This window comes from Thalassobacter sp. HA4-2, from assembly GCF_055693705.1.
Map to the genome: position 1 here is coordinate 860,572 of NZ_JBVFUK010000001.1, position 18,356 is coordinate 878,927.

Below are 18,356 nucleotides of genomic sequence, written 5' to 3' on the forward strand. Positions count from 1 at the left end.
AGGAGAAGCGATATGAAACTGAATGAACTGCGCGACAATCCCGGCGCCACCAAGAAACGCAAGCGCGTTGGTCGTGGTCCCGGCTCCGGCACCGGTAAAATGGGTGGCCGTGGTATCAAGGGTCAGAAATCCCGTTCGGGCGTTTCGATCAACGGATACGAAGGCGGGCAGATGCCCCTCTACCAACGTTTGCCCAAGCGTGGCTTCAACAAGCCCAACCGTGCGAAATTTGCCGTCATCAACCTGGGCTTGATCCAGAAATTCATCGACGCAGGCAAGCTGGACGCCGCATCCATCACCGAAGAAAGCCTTGTGGCCTCCGGTGCTGTGCGCCGCGTTCTGGACGGTGTGCGCGTGTTGGCCAAGGGTGAATTGACCGCCAAAGCCTCGATCACCGTGACCGGCGCGTCCAAGTCTGCCGTTGAAGCGGTCGAGAAAGCGGGCGGTTCCCTGACCGTTGCGGCCCCTGCGGCGGAATAAACGCTTGTGGGCGCGGCGTGTCGTGCCTACTTAGCTTACAGAGTTTCCAGCGCCGCCTGAGGGGAACCCCTAGGGCGGTGCTTTGCATTAAGACAGGAGAGGCCTCATGGCATCTGCCGCCGAGCAAATGGCTGCGAACATGAGCTGGGGCGCATTCGGTAAAGCCAAAGAGCTGCGCCAGCGTATCCTTTTCACGATTGGTTTGCTGATCATCTATCGCATCGGGACGTACATCCCCGTGCCCGGGATCGACGCACTCGCCCTGCGCGACTTCTTTGAGCAGGCGCAAGAGGGGATCGGGGGTGTTTTGAACCTGTTCACCGGCGGCGCGATCAGCCGGATGGGGGTCTTTGCCCTTGGGATCATGCCCTACATCTCGGCCTCGATCATCGTGCAGCTGATGGCGGCCATGGTCCCGCAGCTGGAACAGCTGAAGAAAGAAGGGGAGCCGGGTCGCCAAAAGCTGAACCAGTACACCCGCTACGGCACAGTGTTCCTTGCCACCGTGCAGGCCTATGGTCTGGCCGTCAGCCTGGAGGCCGGGTCCCTGGTCACCGAACCCGGTTGGTTCTTCCGCGCGGCCTGTGTGATTACGCTGGTGGGCGGCACGATGTTCCTGATGTGGCTGGGTGAACAGATCACCGCGCGCGGCATCGGCAACGGGATCTCGTTGATCATTTTCGTGGGCATCGTGGCCGAACTGCCCGCCGCCCTTGCGCAATTCTTTGAAAGCGGTGCCACCGGTGCCCTGTCGACCCCTGCGGTGTTGGGGGTCATCCTGATGCTGTTTGTCACGCTGGTCTTTGTGGTGTTCATGGAACGGTCTTTGCGCAAGATCCACATCCAGTACCCCCGCCGCCAAGTGGGCATGAAGGTCTATGACGGCGGGTCCAGCCACCTGCCGATCAAGGTCAACCCTGCGGGCGTGATCCCTGCGATCTTTGCCTCGTCCCTGCTATTGTTGCCGACGACCGTTGGCACGTTCTCGGGCAACCAGACGGGCCCTGTGATGTCGACCATACTGGCCTACTTTGGCCCCGGTCAGCCCCTGTATCTGCTGTTCTTCGCGGCCATGCTGATCTTCTTCACCTACTTCTACACGCTGAACGTGTCGTTCAAGGTGGATGATGTGGCCGACAACCTGAAGAACCAGAACGGCTTTATCCCCGGGATCCGTCCGGGCAAGAAGACCGCCGAGTATCTGGAATACGTCACCGTGCGCATCCTTGTGCTGGGGGCCGGGTACCTGACGCTGGTGGCCTTGCTGCCCGAGGTGATCCGGACCGAGTTGGCGATCACCGCCTACTTCAGCGGCACGTCCATCCTGATCATCGTGTCCGTGGGTATGGATACGGTCCAGCAGATCCAATCGCACCTTCTGGCGCACCAGTACGAAGGTCTGTTGGAGAAATCACAATTGCGCGGCAACAAGAAGCGTGGCCGGAACCGCGGGGCAGCACGTCGATGAACATCATTCTTCTGGGCCCCCCGGCGCGGGCAAGGGCACGCAGGCCGCACGACTGGTGGCCGAGCGCAACATGATCCAACTGTCCACCGGTGACATGCTGCGCGCGGCGCGCACCTCTGGCACGGAGATGGGCAACAAGGTTGCGGCGATCATGGACACGGGCCAGTTGGTCACGGACGAGATCGTCATCGGTTTGATCGAAGAGAAGTTGCAGGGCGATCACGGGGGCGGGTTCATCTTTGACGGCTTCCCCCGCACGTTGCCTCAGGCGGATGCGCTGGCGGACCTGCTGGAGCGCCACGGCGCCAAGCTGGACGCGGTGATCGAGTTGCAGGTGAACGACGAGGTTCTGGTGGACCGCATCGTAGGCCGCGCCGCCGAGGCGGTTGCTGCCGGGGGCACCGCGCGGGCCGACGACAACGCCGAAAGCCTGAAGATCCGTCTGATGGAATACTACAAAAAGACCTCGCCCCTGATCGGCTACTACTATGCCAAGGGCAATCTGACCTCTGTCGATGGGCTTGGCGCGATTGATCAGGTGGCTGCGGATATCTCGGCGATCCTGGATTAACCTCTTTTCTGGCCCCGTGGGGTGTGCGGGGGTTGACCCGACCGCGCCCGGGGCCTAATGGACCCCATCCTTGGTGTGGCCAAGGCGTGGGGGCGAGTCGCCTTTGCGATCACCTCCATCTTGGGCCCGCCCCGTATCGCGGGCCTTTGTTGTGAAAAAAGGTTCTGGATTTACGGAACCGCAACCAAAAGGAAAACGCATGGCACGTATTGCTGGCGTCAACATTCCGACGGGGAAACGTGTCCCCATCGCATTGACCTACATCACGGGCATTGGCCCTGCTTCGGCAAAAGAAATCTGCGCCTCTGTTGGGATTGACGAGTCGCGCCGCGTGAACGAGCTGTCGGATGCCGAAGTTCTGTCCATCCGCGAGCACATCGACGCGACCTACACCGTTGAAGGCGACCTGCGTCGCGAGACACAGATGAACATCAAGCGTCTGATGGACCTTGGTTGCTACCGTGGCCTGCGTCACCGCCGTAACCTGCCCGTACGCGGTCAGCGGACCCACACCAACGCACGCACCCGCAAAGGCCCCGCAAAGGCCATTGCCGGTAAGAAGAAATAAGGGAGGATCGGTTACATGGCACGTGATACCCGTCGCACGAAGCGCAAAGAACGTAAGAACATCGCCGCTGGCGTTGCTCACGTTAACTCGTCGTTCAACAACACCAAGATCCTCATCTCTGACGTACAGGGCAACGCGATTTCGTGGTCCTCTGCCGGGACGATGGGCTTCAAAGGCTCGCGGAAATCGACACCCTATGCGGCCCAGATGGCCGCCGAGGATGCCGGCAAGAAAGCTCAGGAACATGGCCTGAAGACCCTTGAGGTCGAAGTCCAAGGTCCCGGTTCGGGCCGCGAAAGCGCCCTGCGCGCCCTTGCCGCCCTGGGTCTGCAGATTACATCCATCCGTGATGTGACACCGATGGCCCACAATGGCTGTCGTCCGCCCAAGCGCCGCCGCGTTTAATCGGACAGTCTCCTAACCAGGCCGTGGGTTCTTCACGGCCTGGATTGTCGTTTTTACCTCGAGTGTCATGGGCGAAGGATCCCACCCGTGACGAGCATGGAGGGACACAGATGATCCATAAGAATTGGCAAGAGCTGATTAAGCCCCAGCAATTGGAAGTGAAACCGGGCAACGATCCCGCGCGTCAGGCAACTGTTATTGCCGAGCCGCTGGAGCGTGGCTTTGGCCTGACCATGGGCAACGCCCTGCGTCGCGTCCTGATGTCGTCGCTGCAGGGCGCGGCTGTCACGTCGGTCCAGATCGACAACGTCCTGCACGAGTTTTCCAGCGTCTCTGGCGTGCGCGAAGATGTCACCGACATCATCCTGAACCTCAAGGGTGTGGCGCTCCGCATGGACGTCGAGGGGCCAAAGCGGGTCTCGATTTCGGCCAAGGGTCCGATGGTTGTCACCGCAGGCGATATCTCTGAATCCACAGGGATCGAGGTTCTGAACCGCGACCACGTGATCTGTCACCTGGATGACGGCGCGGATCTGTACATGGAACTGACCGTGAACACCGGTAAGGGCTATGTCTCGGCTGATAAGAACAAGCCCGAGGATGCGCCCATCGGTCTGATCCCGATCGACGCGATCTATTCGCCGGTCAAGAAAGTGGCCTACGACGTGCAACCCACGCGCGAAGGGCAGGTTCTGGATTACGACAAGCTGACGCTGAAACTGGAAACAGATGGCTCCATCTCGCCGGACGATGCGGTCGCCTTCGCGGCCCGTATCCTGCAGGATCAGCTGGGCATCTTCGTCAACTTCGACGAGCCCGAAGCCGCCCGCGCCCAGGACGACGAAGACGATCTGGAGTTCAACCCGCTTCTGTTGAAGAAAGTGGACGAGCTGGAATTGTCGGTACGCTCTGCCAACTGCCTGAAGAACGACAACATCGTCTACATCGGGGATCTGATCCAGAAAACCGAGGCAGAGATGCTGCGCACCCCGAACTTCGGCCGCAAATCCTTGAACGAGATCAAGGAAGTGCTGTCCGGCATGGGTCTGCACCTCGGTATGGATATCGTGGACTGGCCGCCCGACAACATCGAAGATCTGGCCAAGAAGTTCGAAGACAACTTCTAGGTCCGTGGGGTAGGGCGGGACTTGTCCCGCCGCCCCTTACAAATGCCCGGACCTGCCGGGGAACATCAGGGCATCTGCCCCAAGGAGAGCCGGTGACACGCATCACAGGCCAGACAAAGCAAAACCGCCCGTAGAGGGCACACGACTGGAGAAGACATATGCGTCACGCACGAGGCTATCGCCGCCTGAACCGCACCCACGAACACCGCAAGGCGCTGTTCGCCAACATGGCCGGGTCCCTGATCGAGCACGAGCAGATCAAGACAACCCTACCCAAAGCCAAGGAACTGCGCCCCATCATCGAAAAGATGATCACGCTGGCTAAACGTGGTGACCTGCACGCCCGCCGTCAGGCCGCGTCCAAGCTGAAACAGGACGCCTATGTGGCCAAACTGTTCGACGTTCTGGGCCCTCGCTACAAGGACCGGCAAGGTGGTTACGTGCGCGTTCTGAAGGCTGGTTTCCGCTACGGTGACATGGCGCCCATGGCGATCATCGAATTCGTTGACCGTGACGTAGACGCCAAAGGTGCGGCCGACCGTGCCCGCGTCGCCGCAGAGGATGCCGCCGCCGAATAGGCCGCAGTAACCGATCCGAGATACCGAAAACCCCGCCTTTTTAGGTGGGGTTTTTTCGTCTCGCAGGTAAGGGCGTCTTTGGTGGCCTTTCGTCCTTAGGCATCAAGGCTGTCGTTGCCGGCCCCCTTTGTGCGGGCCTCGATCTCGGCGATCAGATCTTCTATATCTTGTGGCTGCATGTCGACGCCGCCTAGATATTCCAATAGATCGGTCCGATCCGATGCCTCCAAAAGCATCAAACGTGCGAAAAGTGCTGGCTCCAGACCTGCTTGCATGGGGTATTCCGATCATTTTCAATTGGTTGGCAGAATACGATTGACCTGTTTTGGCTCAACCTGTCTAAAAAGACATGTCTGAAAGCCGCGAGTTGCAAATGTTGTTAGCAGAGCTGGGCCGAATTGCGCCTTTGGGGTATTCGGTCGGCCTGCATATCAGGTTTGCGTCACCGCTGATTTTCAGGAGCACCTATCCCGAAGCCTGGCGGACCGAGTACGACGAGAACGCCTATGCGCTGCGGGATCCGTTGGTGTTTTGGGGGGTGGGTATCGCCGGTCAGACCCGGTGGAGCGAAATCGCCCTGCCTGATCCGTTCAACATCATGGACAAGGCCCGCGACCATGGGCTGACTTATGGGGCTGTGGCGTCCTGTGGTAAGATCACATCGCGGTCTATCATTGGTGTCGCCCGGGGCGATCGGGAATTCACCGACGGTGAAATGGATGCGGTGGCGGAATTGGCGCAAAAGCTTCATGCCTCCGCAGAGCCACCAACAGAACTGACCCAAGCGATGGTTGAGGCGCTTCGTCTAGTGGGGGACGGATATCGCCATACGGCTGCTGCGAATGAACTGGGCATCTCGGAAAGTGCGCTTAAGGCGCGTCTTTCGTCGGCCCGGGTTCGATTGGGTGCAAGAACGACTGCCGAAGCGTTGAGAAAGGCTCGAGAGTACCGGCTGCTATGACACATCCCCCACTCGCCTCTCCGCACAGGCTACAGGTTTCAACCAAGCCTAGGAGGGCAAAACAATGGAAGTTACCACCCTATCTTTCGACAACATGCACCAGCACGGGGCGCTTTTCGCCAACATGCTGCGCGCGCGGCACCAGACGTTCATCGTGCGCAACAACTGGCAACTGCCAGAGGCGAACGGGATGGAGTACGACCAATACGACACGCCCGCGTCCCGCTGGGTCTGTGTGCACGAGTTTGGCCGGGTCCTGGCCGGGGTGCGCCTGACGCCCACGACGAACCGCGTCGGCGTCTATTCCTACATGATCCGGGACGCGCAGTTGGGCCTTTTGGACACCATCCCCAAAGACCTATTGGACCGCGAAGCGCCGGTTGCCCCTCACGTGTGGGAAAGCAGCCGGGTTTTTGTTTGCGATGACGTGCCCGCGAAACAGCGGATGCGTGTGCAGATGAGCCTGATCGCCGAGATGGTGAATTCCGCGCGGGAACTGGGGGCCACCTCGGTGCTGGGTCTGATCCCTGACAAGTCGCGCCGTCTGGCCCGCCGGGTCGGGCTGGACTGCGTGCCTGCGGGGCCTGTCATGGATTTTGACGGGGTGCCCTGTGTCTGCGTCGATATCTCCATGGCGACGAAGATGCACTAAGACGATCTTTCCCTGCGGTGGGGCGCAGGGTAGGGTTTCGGTCTGATGACCGACTTGTTTGAAACGACAGCTGCCGAGACGCCCGAGACGGGCGCGCCACGCCCGCTTGCGGACCGCCTGCGCCCGCAAACGCTGGATCAGGTGATTGGGCAGCGGGGCGTATTGGGGCCCGGTGGGTCCTTGCGGATCATGCTGGACAGCGGGTCGTTGGGGTCGCTTGTGTTCTGGGGACCGCCCGGTGTGGGCAAGACCACCATCGCACGTCTGCTGGCCCACGAGACGAACCTTCATTTTTATCAGATATCCGCGATTTTTACCGGCATGCCCGAACTGCGCAAGGTGTTCGAGGCGGCACGGCTGCGCCATGCCCAAGGCCGGGGCACCCTGTTGTTCGTGGACGAAATCCACCGTTTCAACAAGGCGCAGCAGGATGGGTTCCTGCCACATATGGAATCCGGGGTCATCACACTGGTGGGGGCCACCACCGAAAACCCGAGTTTCGAGTTGAACGCCGCCGTTTTGTCCCGCGCCCAGGTGCTGGTGCTGGAGCGTTTGTCCATGGCCGAGTTGGAGGAGCTGGCGCAGCGCGCAGAGGCAGAGTTGGGCCGCGCCATGCCACTGGACGATCAGGGCCGCCGGGCCTTGTGCGAAATGGCGGACGGGGACGGGCGCGCCTTTCTGAACCTTGTGGAACAGGTGACGGCCTGGGACGTGGACGCGCCCCTTGGCCCCAAGGACCTGCAAGCGCGCCTGTCCCGCCGCGCCGCCCAATACGACAAATCCGGCGACCAGCATTACAACCTGATTTCGGCCCTGCACAAATCCGTCCGCGGGTCGGACCCGGATGCAGCGATCTATTGGTTCGGGCGGATGCTGGACGGGGGCGAGGATCCGCGCTTTCTGGCCCGTCGCCTGACCCGCATGGCCGTGGAGGATATTGGTCTGGCGGACCCACAGGCCCAAGCGGTCTGTCTGCAAAGCTGGCAAACATACGAACGCCTTGGCAGCCCCGAGGGGGAGTTGGCGCTGGCGCAAGCGGTGATCTATCTGGCGCTGGCCCCGAAATCCAACGCCGCCTATGTGGCCTACAAAGGGGCGCGGAAGCTGGCGCAAAAGACCGGGTCCGCCCCGCCGCCCAAGCACATCCTGAACGCCGCCACGTCCTTGATGGAAGAACAGGGCTACGGTGCGGGATACGCCTACGACCACGACGCCGAGGATGGGTTCAGCGGTCAGAACTACTTTCCCGATGCCGTGCCGCGCCCGGACCTCTATCAACCGGTGGAGCGGGGGTTCGAGCGGGACCTGGGCAAGCGTCTGGCCTACTTCCAAAAGCTGCGTGACAAGCGGGGCCGTTAACGCAAACGGTTGACAGGACGCCCGCGCAGGTTCAATCCCGCCCCATGACATATCCGGTTTTCTATGTGGCCCTTGGCGGGGCCTTGGGCGCGTCGCTGCGCTATCTCGCGGGGCTTGCGCTGTTGCGGGTGTGGTCGGGCAGTTTCCCCATCGCGATCATTAGCGTGAATATCGCGGGATCGTTTCTGATGGGTTTGTGCGTTGTGGTGCTGGGACAGCGCGGCATGATGCATCTGTCGCCCCTGCTGATGACGGGGATTTTGGGCGGATTTACAACGTTTTCCGCCTTTTCGCTGGAGGCGTATACTCTGTTCGAGCGGGGCGAGGTCGGCTCTGCCGCGCTATATGTCGTTGTTTCGGTGGTGGGGTCTCTGTTCGGCCTTGTTCTGGGTGTAACCTTGGCGCGAGGGATTTTGACATGAGTGGCGTACAACATATCACAGTAGGGGCTGGCGACGGCGACCAACGCCTTGACCGGTGGCTGCGTCGGCTGTTCCCCGAGGTCAGTCAGGGTCAGGTGGAGCGTTGGTGCCGCAAGGGGGACCTGCGCGTGGACAAGGGCCGCGTGAAGGCAAACACCCGCGTGGAAGAGGGGCAGGTGGTCCGTATCCCCCCCATGGTCGGGGACAAGCCCGTCTATGCGCCCGAGGCGCGCAAGGTGTCCAAGGCCGATGCGCAGATGATCCAAGGGTGCGTGATCTACCGCGACGACCACATTCTTGTGCTGAACAAACCTGCGGGTCTGCCTGTGCAGGGCGGCTCTGGCCTGTCGCGGCACTTGGATATGATGATGCCGGCCCTGCGGTTCGACTTGGACGAGGACCCGCGCCTTGTACACCGTCTGGACAAGGACACCTCTGGCGTTCTGATCCTCGCCCGCACGCGCCAGATTGCGGCCGGTCTGACGGCCAGCTTTCGGCACCGCGAGGCGCGCAAGATCTATTGGGCGGCTGTCGCGGGCACCCCGCACCCGCGCATGGGCACGATCAAATACGGCCTCGTGAAATCCGGCGGCGAACGGGAAAAGATGATCTGCGTGCATCCCAAGGCCGTAGGCGAGACCGAGGGTGCCAAGCGCGCCCATACGGATTACGCCGTGCTGGACGCCGCCGGGGGCCGCATGACATGGGTCGCCCTTGTGCCGATCACCGGGCGCACGCACCAGCTGCGCGCGCATATGGCCGAGATGGGGCACCCGATTGTGGGGGATGGCAAATACGGCGGGTCGGGTCAGGAAAACCTTGGCGATGGCTGGGGCGCGGGCATCGGTGGCGAGGTCAGCCGCAAGCTGCACCTGCACGCCCGCCGCCTGACGCTGGAACATCCGGTCACAAAAGCGCAGCTGACGTTTACCGCACCTTTACCCGAACATATGAAACGTACCTTTGATTTGTTGGCGTGGTCCCCACAGGACGTGCCCGACGACCCGTTCGAGGATTTGTAGATGCCACGCCTGCGCCTAGCCCTTTTTGATATGGACGGTACGTTGATCGACAGTGCCGCCCAGATCATCGGGGCGACGCGGGCGGCGTTTGCGGAATATGACCTGCCGATCCCGACGGATGATACGATCCGGTCAGGGGTGGGCCTGTCGGTCGAGGCTGCGATGGAACGGCTGGCCCAGGGCACCTTTGACCCCGTGCGCCTTGCCGTGCGGTATCGTCAGGCCTTCTTTGCGCTGGCCGAGGCTGAAACCGCGTCCGAGGCGTACCGCGGGGCCGATGCCGTGCTGACCGAGTTGGCGGCGCAGGATTGGACGCTGTTGGGCATTGCCACGGGCAAATCCCGGCGCGGGCTGGATCGCAGTCTGGACCGCGCGGGCTGGTCCAAGATGTTTCACACCGTGCAGGTGGCCGACAGTCACCCGTCCAAGCCACACCCGTCCATGGTGTTGACCGCATTGGCCGAGGCGGGCGTGGCCGCACAGGATTGCGTCATGATCGGGGATACGACCTACGATGTCGTGATGGGGCAGGCGGCTGGCGTGCAGACGATGGGCGTCAGTTGGGGCTATCACCCCGTCGAAGATCTGATTGCCGCAGGGGCCGATTGCACTGTCACTTCAATTGAGGATATCCCCGGCGCACTTGCGCAGATGTGGGAATAGGCATGGCAGATTGGAAGGCAAAGCGGTTCTGGGAAAAAGCCGAAGTGGCACAGGCCGAGGCGGGGTATCAGGTTTTGTTGGACGGGCGGCCCGTGCGCACGCCCCTGAAAACCCATGTCACCGTCCCGACCCTTGGCCTTGCACAGGCCATGGCCGCGGAGTGGGGTGCGCAAGACGGCGAGGTCAACCCCGAGACCATGCCCATCACTCGCGCCGTGAACGCCACGCTGGACAAGGTCATTCCCCAGTTTGCCGAGGTGGCCGATATGCTGGCGGAATATGGCGGGTCCGATCTGCTGTGCTACCGGGCGGAACACCCAGACGGACTGATCGCGCGGCAGGCGCAGGCGTGGGATCCCCTGTTGGATTGGTGCGCCACCACTTACGGTGCGCGTCTGGCAACCTCCTCCGGTGTCATGCCCGTGGCCCAATCTGAGGCATCGCAGGTGGCTTTGCGCGCGGCTGTGCATGATCTGACCCCATGGCAGATGACCGCCTTTCATGAGTTTGTGACCCTATCGGGGTCCCTTGTGATTGGCCTTGCCGCGATGCAAAGGGCCTTCGACCTGGATCACCTCTGGCAGGCCTCTCGAATCGATGAATTGTGGCAGGCCGAACAATGGGGCGACGACGAAGAGGCCATGGAGTTTGCCGAAACCAAACGCGCCGCCTTTTTTCAGGGCGCTGCTTTTCTGGACTGCCTAAACGGATAATTGCTTAAAAATCACAACCTTGTGGTGCGACGTCCCGGACTATTGTGCAGGCTATCTGCTTGTTTCCCTTGGGTAAACTGACTTGATTTTTAGAAGTGCACATTGATCGCTTGCCATTTGCTTCAACTAGCCTCACTTTCATGCACAGTGAGGGGGGTGAATTCCTCACATAAATCGTAACGCCCTCGACAAGGGGGTGATCAAGCCGTCGCAAGACGGTACTTCAGGAAGAGGTAAACATGAACAAATCTGTTCTTCTCGGCGCTTTGACCGTGGCAACGCTGGCCGCTGGTGGCGCTCAAGCTGCTACTCTGGATGACGTGAAAGCACGTGGCACGCTCAACTGCGGCGTCACCACCGGCGTTCCCGGCTTTGCAGAGCCCGACGCGAACGGCGTATGGCAAGGTTTCGACGTGGCTGTGTGCCGCGCCGTTGCAGCCGCCGTTCTGATGGACCCAATGGCCGTCACATTCGTGCCCACCACCGGCAAGACACGCTTCACCGCGCTGGCCTCGGGCGAAATCGACATGCTGGCCCGTAACACCACGTGGACGTTCTCCCGTGATGTGGACCTCAAGTTCGAATTCACAGGCATCAACTACTACGACGGTCAGGGCTTCATGGTCCCCAAAGACCTGGGCGTTGCATCGGCAACTGAACTGGACGGCGCAACTGTCTGCATTCAGACCGGCACTACCACAGAGCTGAACCTGGCGGACTTCTTCCGTTCCAACAACATCAGCTACGAGCCCGTGCCAATCGAAACCGGTTCCGAAGCTGTTCAGCAGTATCTGGCCGGCGCATGTGACGTGTACACCACCGACCGTTCCGCACTGGCCGCACAGCGCGCCAACTTCGAAACACCCGGTGACCACGTTCTGCTGCCAGACGTGATCTCCAAAGAGCCTCTGGGCCCGCTGGTCCGTCACGGTGACCACGAGTGGGGCGATATCGTCCGCTGGACCCTGAACGCCCTGATCGCAGCTGAAGAGCTGGGTGTCACATCCGCAAACACAGACGCCGAGTCGGGTAACCCCGAAGTCAACCGTCTTCTGGGTCGTGAAGGCGATCTGGGCGCGATGCTGGGTCTGGACGCTGAATGGGCCAAGCGCGCCATCGAAGCTGTGGGCAACTACGGCGAAGTGTTCTCCTCCAACATCGGGTCCGAGACACCCATCGGTCTGGCCCGTGGCCTGAACGCACAGTGGCAAGACGGCGGTCTGCTGTACACGCCTCCGTTCCGCTAAGACAACAGGGGGAGGGCGCGGGTATTCCGCGCCCTCTTTCCGTTTTGAAAACAAGAAGAATAACCCATGGAAGGGGCGGGGTGCTTGCACCGCGTGACCAATAACCGCCGGGAACTTCGGGGATTAACATGACCACACTTAGTGACCCGCCAAACGACGGTTTCCGTCTTGGCATGCTCATCAACGATACGCGCTATCGTTCGTACACCTTCCAATTCATAGCTTTGATCGCCATCATTCTTGGCGTCAGCTACCTTGCCTACAACGCTTCGCAGAACGAACAATTGCAGGCCAACGGGTTCAGCTACGAGTTCCTGTCCGCCCCAGCCGGCTACGACATCAACCAGCAGCCCATCGCCTACACCAGCCAAGACACCCACTGGCGCGCGACCATTGTCGGCGCGATCAACACGCTGATCGTGGCGTTTCTAGCCTGTCTCATGGCCACTGTGTTCGGCGTCATCGCGGGTGTGCTGCGGTTGTCCAACAACTGGATCATCAACAAGCTGATGTCGATCTATGTGGAGATTTTCCGCAATATCCCCGTGCTGATCTGGCTGATCATCATTTTCACCATCACCGCAAACGTGTTCCCGCCCATCGCGGAATTCCGGCTGCCCCGCGACGGATCCCCGCCAGAGCGGGAGTTGCTGTTCGGCATGATGGCCGCGACCAACCAGGGCGTGTTTATTCCGAAACTGAACTACGGCGAAGGGTCGGCCATTGTCGTCCTCACTTTCCTTGCGTCGATCGCTGGGATCTTTGGCTGGCGCTGGTACGCGCGGAAAACCCTGTTCGACACGGGACGCGAAGTGCCTGTGTTCCTTCCGTCGCTGGCGATCTTCTTCATCCCCACCATCATCATGTTCTACGTGGCGGGTCGGCCCATCGGCGTTGATTTGCCCGAAATGGGCCGTTTCCGTTTCGAGGGGGGCTTGCAGCTGCGGTCATCTTTCATCGCGCTTTGGTTCGCCCTGTCGATCTACACAGGGGCCTTCATCGCGGAGAACGTGCGCGCCGGTATCCTTGCCATCAGCAAAGGCCAGACCGAGGCGGCGGCGGCCCTTGGCCTGCGTCCCAACCGGACCATGTCGCTGGTCATTCTGCCTCAGGCTCTGCGGGTCATCATCCCGCCGCTGATTTCACAGTACCTGAACATCACCAAGAACAGTTCGCTCGCGATTGCGGTGGGCTACATGGACCTGACGGGCACGCTGGGGGGCATCACCCTGAACCAGACGGGCCGGGCATTGGAGTGCATCCTGCTGTTGATGCTGTTCTATCTGACGATCAGCCTGCTGATCTCGCTGTTCATGAACTGGTACAACAACTCTGTTAAATTGAAGGAGCGGTGAGATGAGCGATACACACGCACAAACCGTCGCTTTCGTCCGCGACACCGAAATCCCGCCAGCACCTCCGCCCCCCGGTGAAACCGGGCCGATGCATTGGGTGAAAACAAACCTGTTTTCAAACATCCCCAATGCCATCGCCACCCTTGTGGGGCTGTACATCATCTATTGGCTGCTGTCGGGGCTGGTCCCTTGGATCATCAACGGCACATGGGAAGGCGGCAGCATTCGTGAATGCCGCGAGACCCTGCAAGGCAACGGTGGCGGCTGTTTCGCCGTGATCACCGAACGCTGGGGCCAGATGCTGTTCGGGTTTGAATATCCGGTGGAATACTATTGGCGCCCCACCACAGCCTTTTACCTGCTGTTCCTCGCCATCCCGCCGATCCTGTACATCGGTCACAAAATGCCCCGTGGCGTGGTCATTGGCTGGCTGATTTCCATGGCACTGTCCGCGCTGTTCGTTGTCGCGATCCACGTATCGCTTCTGACGATCATTCTGACCGTCGTACCCTTTGTGATCATGGCCGCGCTGATCCTGCCCAAGCTGTCAGAGCTTTGGAACGAAGATGGACTGACAATCCCAAGCTGGATGGTCCTGTTCACCGCCGCCTTCCCGGTGCTGGCCTATTGGCTGATCTGGGGTGGCACGTTGATCGCCCCCGTGGGCACGTTGCTGGGCTTTGTGGCCGCTGGCTTTGCCTTCACACGGTTGGACAAGATCGGTTTTGCTGCCGGGGCCGCTGCCGCGATCGTGGCTGCCTTTGCGACGTGGTGGATCATGGGCATGGTGTCGGGCGGTTTGTCCGGCGTCTTGGCGCTGGATATCGTTGAAAGCCGCAACTTGGGCGGGTTCATGTTGAACCTGATCCTTGGCGTGGTCTGCGTGTCCCTGTCGCTGCCCCTTGGCATCGTGTTGGCCCTTGGCCGCCAGTCGGACATGTGGCTGATCAAAGGGTTCTGCGTGATCTTCATCGAATTCATTCGGGGCGTGCCGCTGATCACACTGCTGTTCGTGGCGAACGTGGTTTTGGCCTACTTCTTCCCGCCGAATTCGAACCCGGATCTGATCCTGCGGGTGATGATCATGATCACCCTGTTCTCGGGCGCCTATATGGCCGAAGTGATCCGGGGCGGCCTCGCTGCCCTGCCAAAGGGTCAGTACGAGGCGGCAGACAGCCTGGGCCTGAACTACGCCCAAGCGACCCGCCTGATCATCATGCCACAGGCCCTCAAGATCTCGATCCCCGGCCTCGTGAACGTGGCCGTGGGCCTGTTCAAGGATACCACGCTGGTGTCCGTGATTTCGATGTTCGACCTTGTGGGCATGATCCGCGGGCCGATCCTGTCGTCCACGGACTGGGCGGGGATCTACTGGGAAACCTGGGCCTTTGCCTGTGTCCTGTTCTTCGTCGTTTGCTACGGCATTTCGCAATATTCGCAGTGGCTGGAACGCCAACTGCAAACCGACCGTCATTAAGGAGGGTCTGACCAATGACTGAACCTGCAACTGCACAAACGGCCGACCGTTCCAAAATGTCCGTCTCGGACGAGGTGGCGATCACCATCAACGGGATGAACAAGTGGTACGGGACGTTCCACGTCCTGCGCGACATCAACTTGACCGTCCAACGGGGGAGCGGATCGTGATCTGTGGCCCCTCCGGATCCGGCAAATCGACGCTGATCCGCTGCATCAACGCGCTGGAGGAACACCAGCAGGGCTCCATCGAGGTCGATGGGACACTGTTGTCGTCCGACCTCAAGAACATCGACAAGATCAGGTCCGAGGTCGGCATGTGCTTTCAGCACTTCAACCTGTTCCCCCATCTGACGATCCTTGAAAACCTCACGTTGGCCCCGATCTGGGTGCGCAAGACGCCCAAGAAAGAGGCCGAAGAGGTGGCGATGCACTATCTTGAGAAAGTGAAAATCCCCGATCAAGCGTTGAAGTACCCCGGGCAGCTGTCCGGCGGGCAGCAGCAGCGTGTGGCCATTGCCCGGTCGCTGTGCATGAAGCCGCGGATCATGCTGTTTGACGAACCCACATCGGCCCTTGATCCAGAGATGATTAAGGAAGTGCTGGATACGATGATCGAGTTGGCCGAAGAGGGCATGACCATGCTGTGCGTGACCCACGAGATGGGCTTTGCCCGTCAGGTGGCCAACCGCGTGATCTTTATGGATGCGGGTCAGATCGTGGAGCAGAACGAGCCGGAGCCGTTCTTTACCAACCCGCAGAACGAACGGACGCAACTGTTCCTGAGCCAGATCCTTGGCCACTAGGACACGCGTGGTTTGACCTGAATGTGGGCGCCTTCGGGCGCCCATTTTTATGTGGGGGGCGCTGCCCCCGCGCGTGCGCGCTCCCCCGGGGGTATTTGTGGCCCGATGAAGCGGGGTTAGCGGTGAAAGTGGCCCATGTGGTGTGCGGATTGCGCGTCTGGCCGTGCGGGGCTGGCGGGGCAGGCGCGGCGGGCGGCGCAGCCTTGAGACATGCAGGTGTTTGCCGGTGTGTCCAAATGGCTGTGGCACGCGTCGAGATCGTAGCGTGTGGGCGACAGGGCCGACACGGGGCAGGTCGTCAAGCAAGGTTTGGCGCATGTCGTGCAGGGGCCGGGCGGGGCTGGCGGCAGGTCGATTGACGCGCGCAGGGCCAATGCGCCCCGAAACGACACCAGCAGCCCTTGGGTGTCATGGACAAGCAGTTGCACCGGTGATCCGTGACAGCGCCCCGTGCGCAGCGCCCAAGAAAAGAAGGGTCGGACGGGACTGCCGAATGGAAACAGCGCCTTGGCCCCAAGATCGCAGGCCCATGTGCCGATCACGCGGCGGGACCAACGGTCGATAGGGTCCTGTGTCGTTGCCTCTGGGCTGGATTGGAGTGTGGGCCAAAAGCGGTCGGGGTTCGGTCCCAGCAGGATGAGGGTGCCGGTGTTGGGCGGGCAATTGTCGGTGGGTGTCGGGTGGAAACCGCCAAGGACGACAAGGGCGCGCCCTTGTGCCTGTTGTGTCAGGTCGTCGTAGGTCAGGGCCACAGTGTCAGCGGTTGCGGAAGGGCAGCAGCAGCGACCAATCCAGCCGCGCGGTGCGGTCGTCTTGCCACGCCAGTCCGACGGTCATGCCGTCGTGTCCGCTCTTGGGTTGTGGGATGTAGGTGCCAAACAGTTGGTCCCAGATGGACAGGGCAAAGCCATAGTTGCTGTCGTGCTCTGCCCGGTTGTCGCTGTGGTGCACGCGGTGCATGTCAGGGGTCACGATGACGCGCCGCAGCCAGCGATCCACCCGCGTCGGAATGGCGATGTTGGCATGGTTGAACATGGCGGTCGCGTTCAGGATGATTTCGAACAGGATCACCGCGATTGCAGCGGGGCCCAGCAGGTACACAAGGCCGATTTTCAGGACCATGGACAGGGCGATTTCCAGCGGGTGAAAGCGGATGGCGGATGTCACATCCAGGTCGCGGTCGGAGTGGTGCACCTGATGCAGGCGCCACAGCAGGGGCACCTTGTGGGTGATCAGGTGCTGCAACCAGATGGCGAAATCGAGGATTAGGATCGTCAGGACGATCTCGGCCCAAAGGGGCAAGGCGAGGGCGTTGAACAGGCCATAGCCCTGCGCCTCGGCATCGACCGCCGCCCCCACCGCGAGGAAGGGCAAGGCGACGGCCAGCAGGCGCAGGGTTAGCGTGTTCGCAATCGTCATGCCCCAGTTCGTGAACCAGCGGCCCTTGCGGGTTTGGACGCGGGCGCGGCGGGGGGCGTAGGCCTCGATGCTGGCGAGGAGCACGAACAGACCAAAGAAGATCGAAAATCGGATGAGGGCTTCGTTTTCCATGGCTCTGTTCTATCGCCTTTGCCCGTTGGGGCAATGCACAGTTGCGTCAGTCCGCACGGATCATGGAGCCTGCACCGTGCTCGGTGAACAACTCCAGCAGGACGGCGTTGGGCACGCGGCCATCCAAGATCACCGCCGCGCGCACACCCATGTGCAGGGCATAGAGGGCGGTTTCGGTCTTGGGGATCATACCACCTGCGATGGTGCCGTCTGCGATCATATCCTTGACGGCCTTGGCGGTCAGTTGCGTCACCACCTCGCCGCTGTCGTCTTTGACGCCTGCGACATCTGTCAGCAACATCAGACGGTCTGCTTTGAGCGCGCCTGCGATGGCCCCAGCCGCCGTGTCGCCGTTGATGTTAAAGGTCTCGCCGTTCTCGCCGGTGCCCAAGGGGGCGATGACGGGGATCATCTCTGCCTCGAACAGGCGATCGAGAATGGCGGTGTTCACAGTCTTGGGGGTGCCGACAAAGCCGAGATCAGGGTCATCGGGGGCGCAGACCATCAGGTCGGCGTCCTTGCCCGACAGGCCAACCGCTTGGCCCCCGGCGGCGTTGATGGCTTGCACGATCCGCTTGTTGACGACACCGGACAGGACCATTTCAACCACCTCGACCGTTGCGGCATCGGTGACCCGCTTGCCGCGCAGGAATTCCGATTGCACGCCCAGCCTGTCCAGCATGGCGTTGATCATGGGGCCACCGCCGTGGACGACCACGGGGTTGATCCCAACCGTGCGCATCAGCATGACATCGCGGGCGAATTCGGCCATCGCCTCGTCACTACCCATGGCGTGACCGCCCAGCTTGATCACCACCACGGCCCCGGCATAGCGGCGCAGGTAGGGCAGGGCTTCGTTCAGGGTCTTGGCGGTGGCGATATAGTCGCGGGTCATGGCGGTCTGCTTTTTCATCTGTTCATCCTTGGGGCGA

At 61.1% G+C, this 18,356-nt stretch carries 20 protein-coding genes and 2 pseudogenes; 18 read left to right on the top strand and 4 right to left on the bottom strand.

Annotation, left to right across the window (positions count from 1 at the left end):
* The first annotated feature begins 12 nt into the window (after positions 1-12).
* The 7 genes and pseudogenes from rplO to rplQ all read left to right on the top strand — a co-directional run bounded on the left by rplO (position 13) and on the right by rplQ (position 5,197).
* Positions 13-480 (top strand): 50S ribosomal protein L15, encoded by a 468-nt coding sequence (rplO, locus tag ACZ1G0_RS04405; protein ID WP_472735833.1) that lies wholly within the window; start codon positions 13-15, stop codon positions 478-480.
* A gap of 106 nt (positions 481-586) precedes the next feature.
* Positions 587-1,948, top strand: a complete 1,362-nt coding sequence (gene secY, locus ACZ1G0_RS04410) for a preprotein translocase subunit SecY (RefSeq protein WP_472735834.1) — start codon at positions 587-589, stop codon at positions 1,946-1,948.
* Positions 1,945-2,519, top strand: a pseudogene (locus ACZ1G0_RS04415) (adenylate kinase). The gene secY and the pseudogene ACZ1G0_RS04415 overlap by 4 nt, the downstream one beginning before the upstream one ends.
* Positions 2,520-2,718: 199 nt before the next feature.
* Entirely contained in the window at positions 2,719-3,087 is a 369-nt protein-coding gene (rpsM, locus tag ACZ1G0_RS04420; RefSeq protein WP_472735835.1) for a 30S ribosomal protein S13, read from the top strand.
* Between the two features lie 15 nt (positions 3,088-3,102).
* Positions 3,103-3,492 (top strand): 30S ribosomal protein S11, encoded by a 390-nt coding sequence (rpsK, locus tag ACZ1G0_RS04425; protein ID WP_472735836.1) that lies wholly within the window; start codon positions 3,103-3,105, stop codon positions 3,490-3,492.
* A 110-nt stretch (positions 3,493-3,602) separates the two neighbouring features.
* Positions 3,603-4,619, top strand: coding sequence for a DNA-directed RNA polymerase subunit alpha (locus ACZ1G0_RS04430; RefSeq protein ID WP_472735837.1), 1,017 nt, complete (start codon positions 3,603-3,605; stop codon positions 4,617-4,619).
* A gap of 158 nt (positions 4,620-4,777) precedes the next feature.
* The gene (gene rplQ / locus ACZ1G0_RS04435; protein WP_472735838.1) at positions 4,778-5,197 is read left to right on the top strand and encodes a 50S ribosomal protein L17; all 420 of its coding nucleotides are present in this window, start codon (positions 4,778-4,780) and stop codon (positions 5,195-5,197) included.
* A gap of 95 nt (positions 5,198-5,292) precedes the next feature.
* Here rplQ and ACZ1G0_RS04440 read toward each other — a convergent pair whose 3' ends face one another.
* Positions 5,293-5,472: a hypothetical protein gene (locus ACZ1G0_RS04440; protein ID WP_472735839.1), complete on the bottom strand. Its 180-nt coding sequence runs from the start codon at positions 5,470-5,472 to the stop codon at positions 5,293-5,295.
* 74 nt (positions 5,473-5,546) lie between these two features.
* Here ACZ1G0_RS04440 and ACZ1G0_RS04445 point away from each other — a divergent pair, with 74 nt between their 5' ends.
* From ACZ1G0_RS04445 to ACZ1G0_RS04495, 11 genes and pseudogenes are all read left to right on the top strand, one after another.
* Entirely contained in the window at positions 5,547-6,158 is a 612-nt protein-coding gene (locus ACZ1G0_RS04445) for an autoinducer binding domain-containing protein (RefSeq protein ID WP_472735840.1), read from the top strand.
* A 64-nt stretch (positions 6,159-6,222) separates the two neighbouring features.
* Positions 6,223-6,810, top strand: a complete 588-nt coding sequence (locus tag ACZ1G0_RS04450) for an acyl-homoserine-lactone synthase (protein WP_472735841.1) — start codon at positions 6,223-6,225, stop codon at positions 6,808-6,810.
* A 45-nt stretch (positions 6,811-6,855) separates the two neighbouring features.
* Positions 6,856-8,169: a replication-associated recombination protein A gene (locus ACZ1G0_RS04455; RefSeq protein ID WP_472735842.1), complete on the top strand. Its 1,314-nt coding sequence runs from the start codon at positions 6,856-6,858 to the stop codon at positions 8,167-8,169.
* Positions 8,170-8,213: 44 nt separating this feature from the next.
* Positions 8,214-8,591 (top strand): fluoride efflux transporter CrcB, encoded by a 378-nt coding sequence (gene crcB / locus ACZ1G0_RS04460; RefSeq protein ID WP_472735843.1) that lies wholly within the window; start codon positions 8,214-8,216, stop codon positions 8,589-8,591.
* Positions 8,588-9,613 (top strand): RluA family pseudouridine synthase, encoded by a 1,026-nt coding sequence (locus ACZ1G0_RS04465; protein ID WP_472735844.1) that lies wholly within the window; start codon positions 8,588-8,590, stop codon positions 9,611-9,613. The genes crcB and ACZ1G0_RS04465 overlap by 4 nt, the downstream gene beginning before the upstream one ends.
* On the top strand, positions 9,614-10,276 hold the full coding sequence (locus ACZ1G0_RS04470) for an HAD-IA family hydrolase (RefSeq protein WP_472735845.1): 663 nt from the start codon (positions 9,614-9,616) through the stop codon (positions 10,274-10,276). It abuts the gene before it with no gap.
* Positions 10,277-10,278: 2 nt separating this feature from the next.
* Positions 10,279-10,989, top strand: coding sequence for an ATP12 family chaperone protein (locus ACZ1G0_RS04475; RefSeq protein WP_472735846.1), 711 nt, complete (start codon positions 10,279-10,281; stop codon positions 10,987-10,989).
* A gap of 239 nt (positions 10,990-11,228) precedes the next feature.
* Complete coding sequence (locus ACZ1G0_RS04480; protein WP_472735847.1) at positions 11,229-12,236, top strand: amino acid ABC transporter substrate-binding protein; 1,008 nt, start codon at positions 11,229-11,231, stop codon at positions 12,234-12,236.
* A 128-nt stretch (positions 12,237-12,364) separates the two neighbouring features.
* Positions 12,365-13,591: an amino acid ABC transporter permease gene (locus ACZ1G0_RS04485; RefSeq protein WP_472735848.1), complete on the top strand. Its 1,227-nt coding sequence runs from the start codon at positions 12,365-12,367 to the stop codon at positions 13,589-13,591.
* A 1-nt stretch (position 13,592) separates the two neighbouring features.
* On the top strand, positions 13,593-15,068 hold the full coding sequence (locus ACZ1G0_RS04490; protein ID WP_472735849.1) for an amino acid ABC transporter permease: 1,476 nt from the start codon (positions 13,593-13,595) through the stop codon (positions 15,066-15,068).
* Positions 15,069-15,082: 14 nt separating this feature from the next.
* Positions 15,083-15,873, top strand: a pseudogene (locus tag ACZ1G0_RS04495) (amino acid ABC transporter ATP-binding protein).
* Between the two features lie 116 nt (positions 15,874-15,989).
* Here ACZ1G0_RS04495 and ACZ1G0_RS04500 read toward each other — a convergent pair.
* From ACZ1G0_RS04500 to argB, 3 genes are read right to left on the bottom strand one after another with little or no spacing between them, the layout of a single operon-like run.
* The gene (locus tag ACZ1G0_RS04500; RefSeq protein WP_472735850.1) at positions 15,990-16,625 is read right to left on the bottom strand and encodes a ferredoxin; all 636 of its coding nucleotides are present in this window, start codon (positions 16,623-16,625) and stop codon (positions 15,990-15,992) included.
* A 4-nt stretch (positions 16,626-16,629) separates the two neighbouring features.
* Entirely contained in the window at positions 16,630-17,424 is a 795-nt protein-coding gene (locus tag ACZ1G0_RS04505) for a sterol desaturase family protein (RefSeq protein WP_472735851.1), read from the bottom strand.
* Between the two features lie 46 nt (positions 17,425-17,470).
* Entirely contained in the window at positions 17,471-18,337 is an 867-nt protein-coding gene (gene argB, locus ACZ1G0_RS04510) for an acetylglutamate kinase (RefSeq protein WP_472735852.1), read from the bottom strand.
* Positions 18,338-18,356 lie beyond the last annotated feature (19 nt).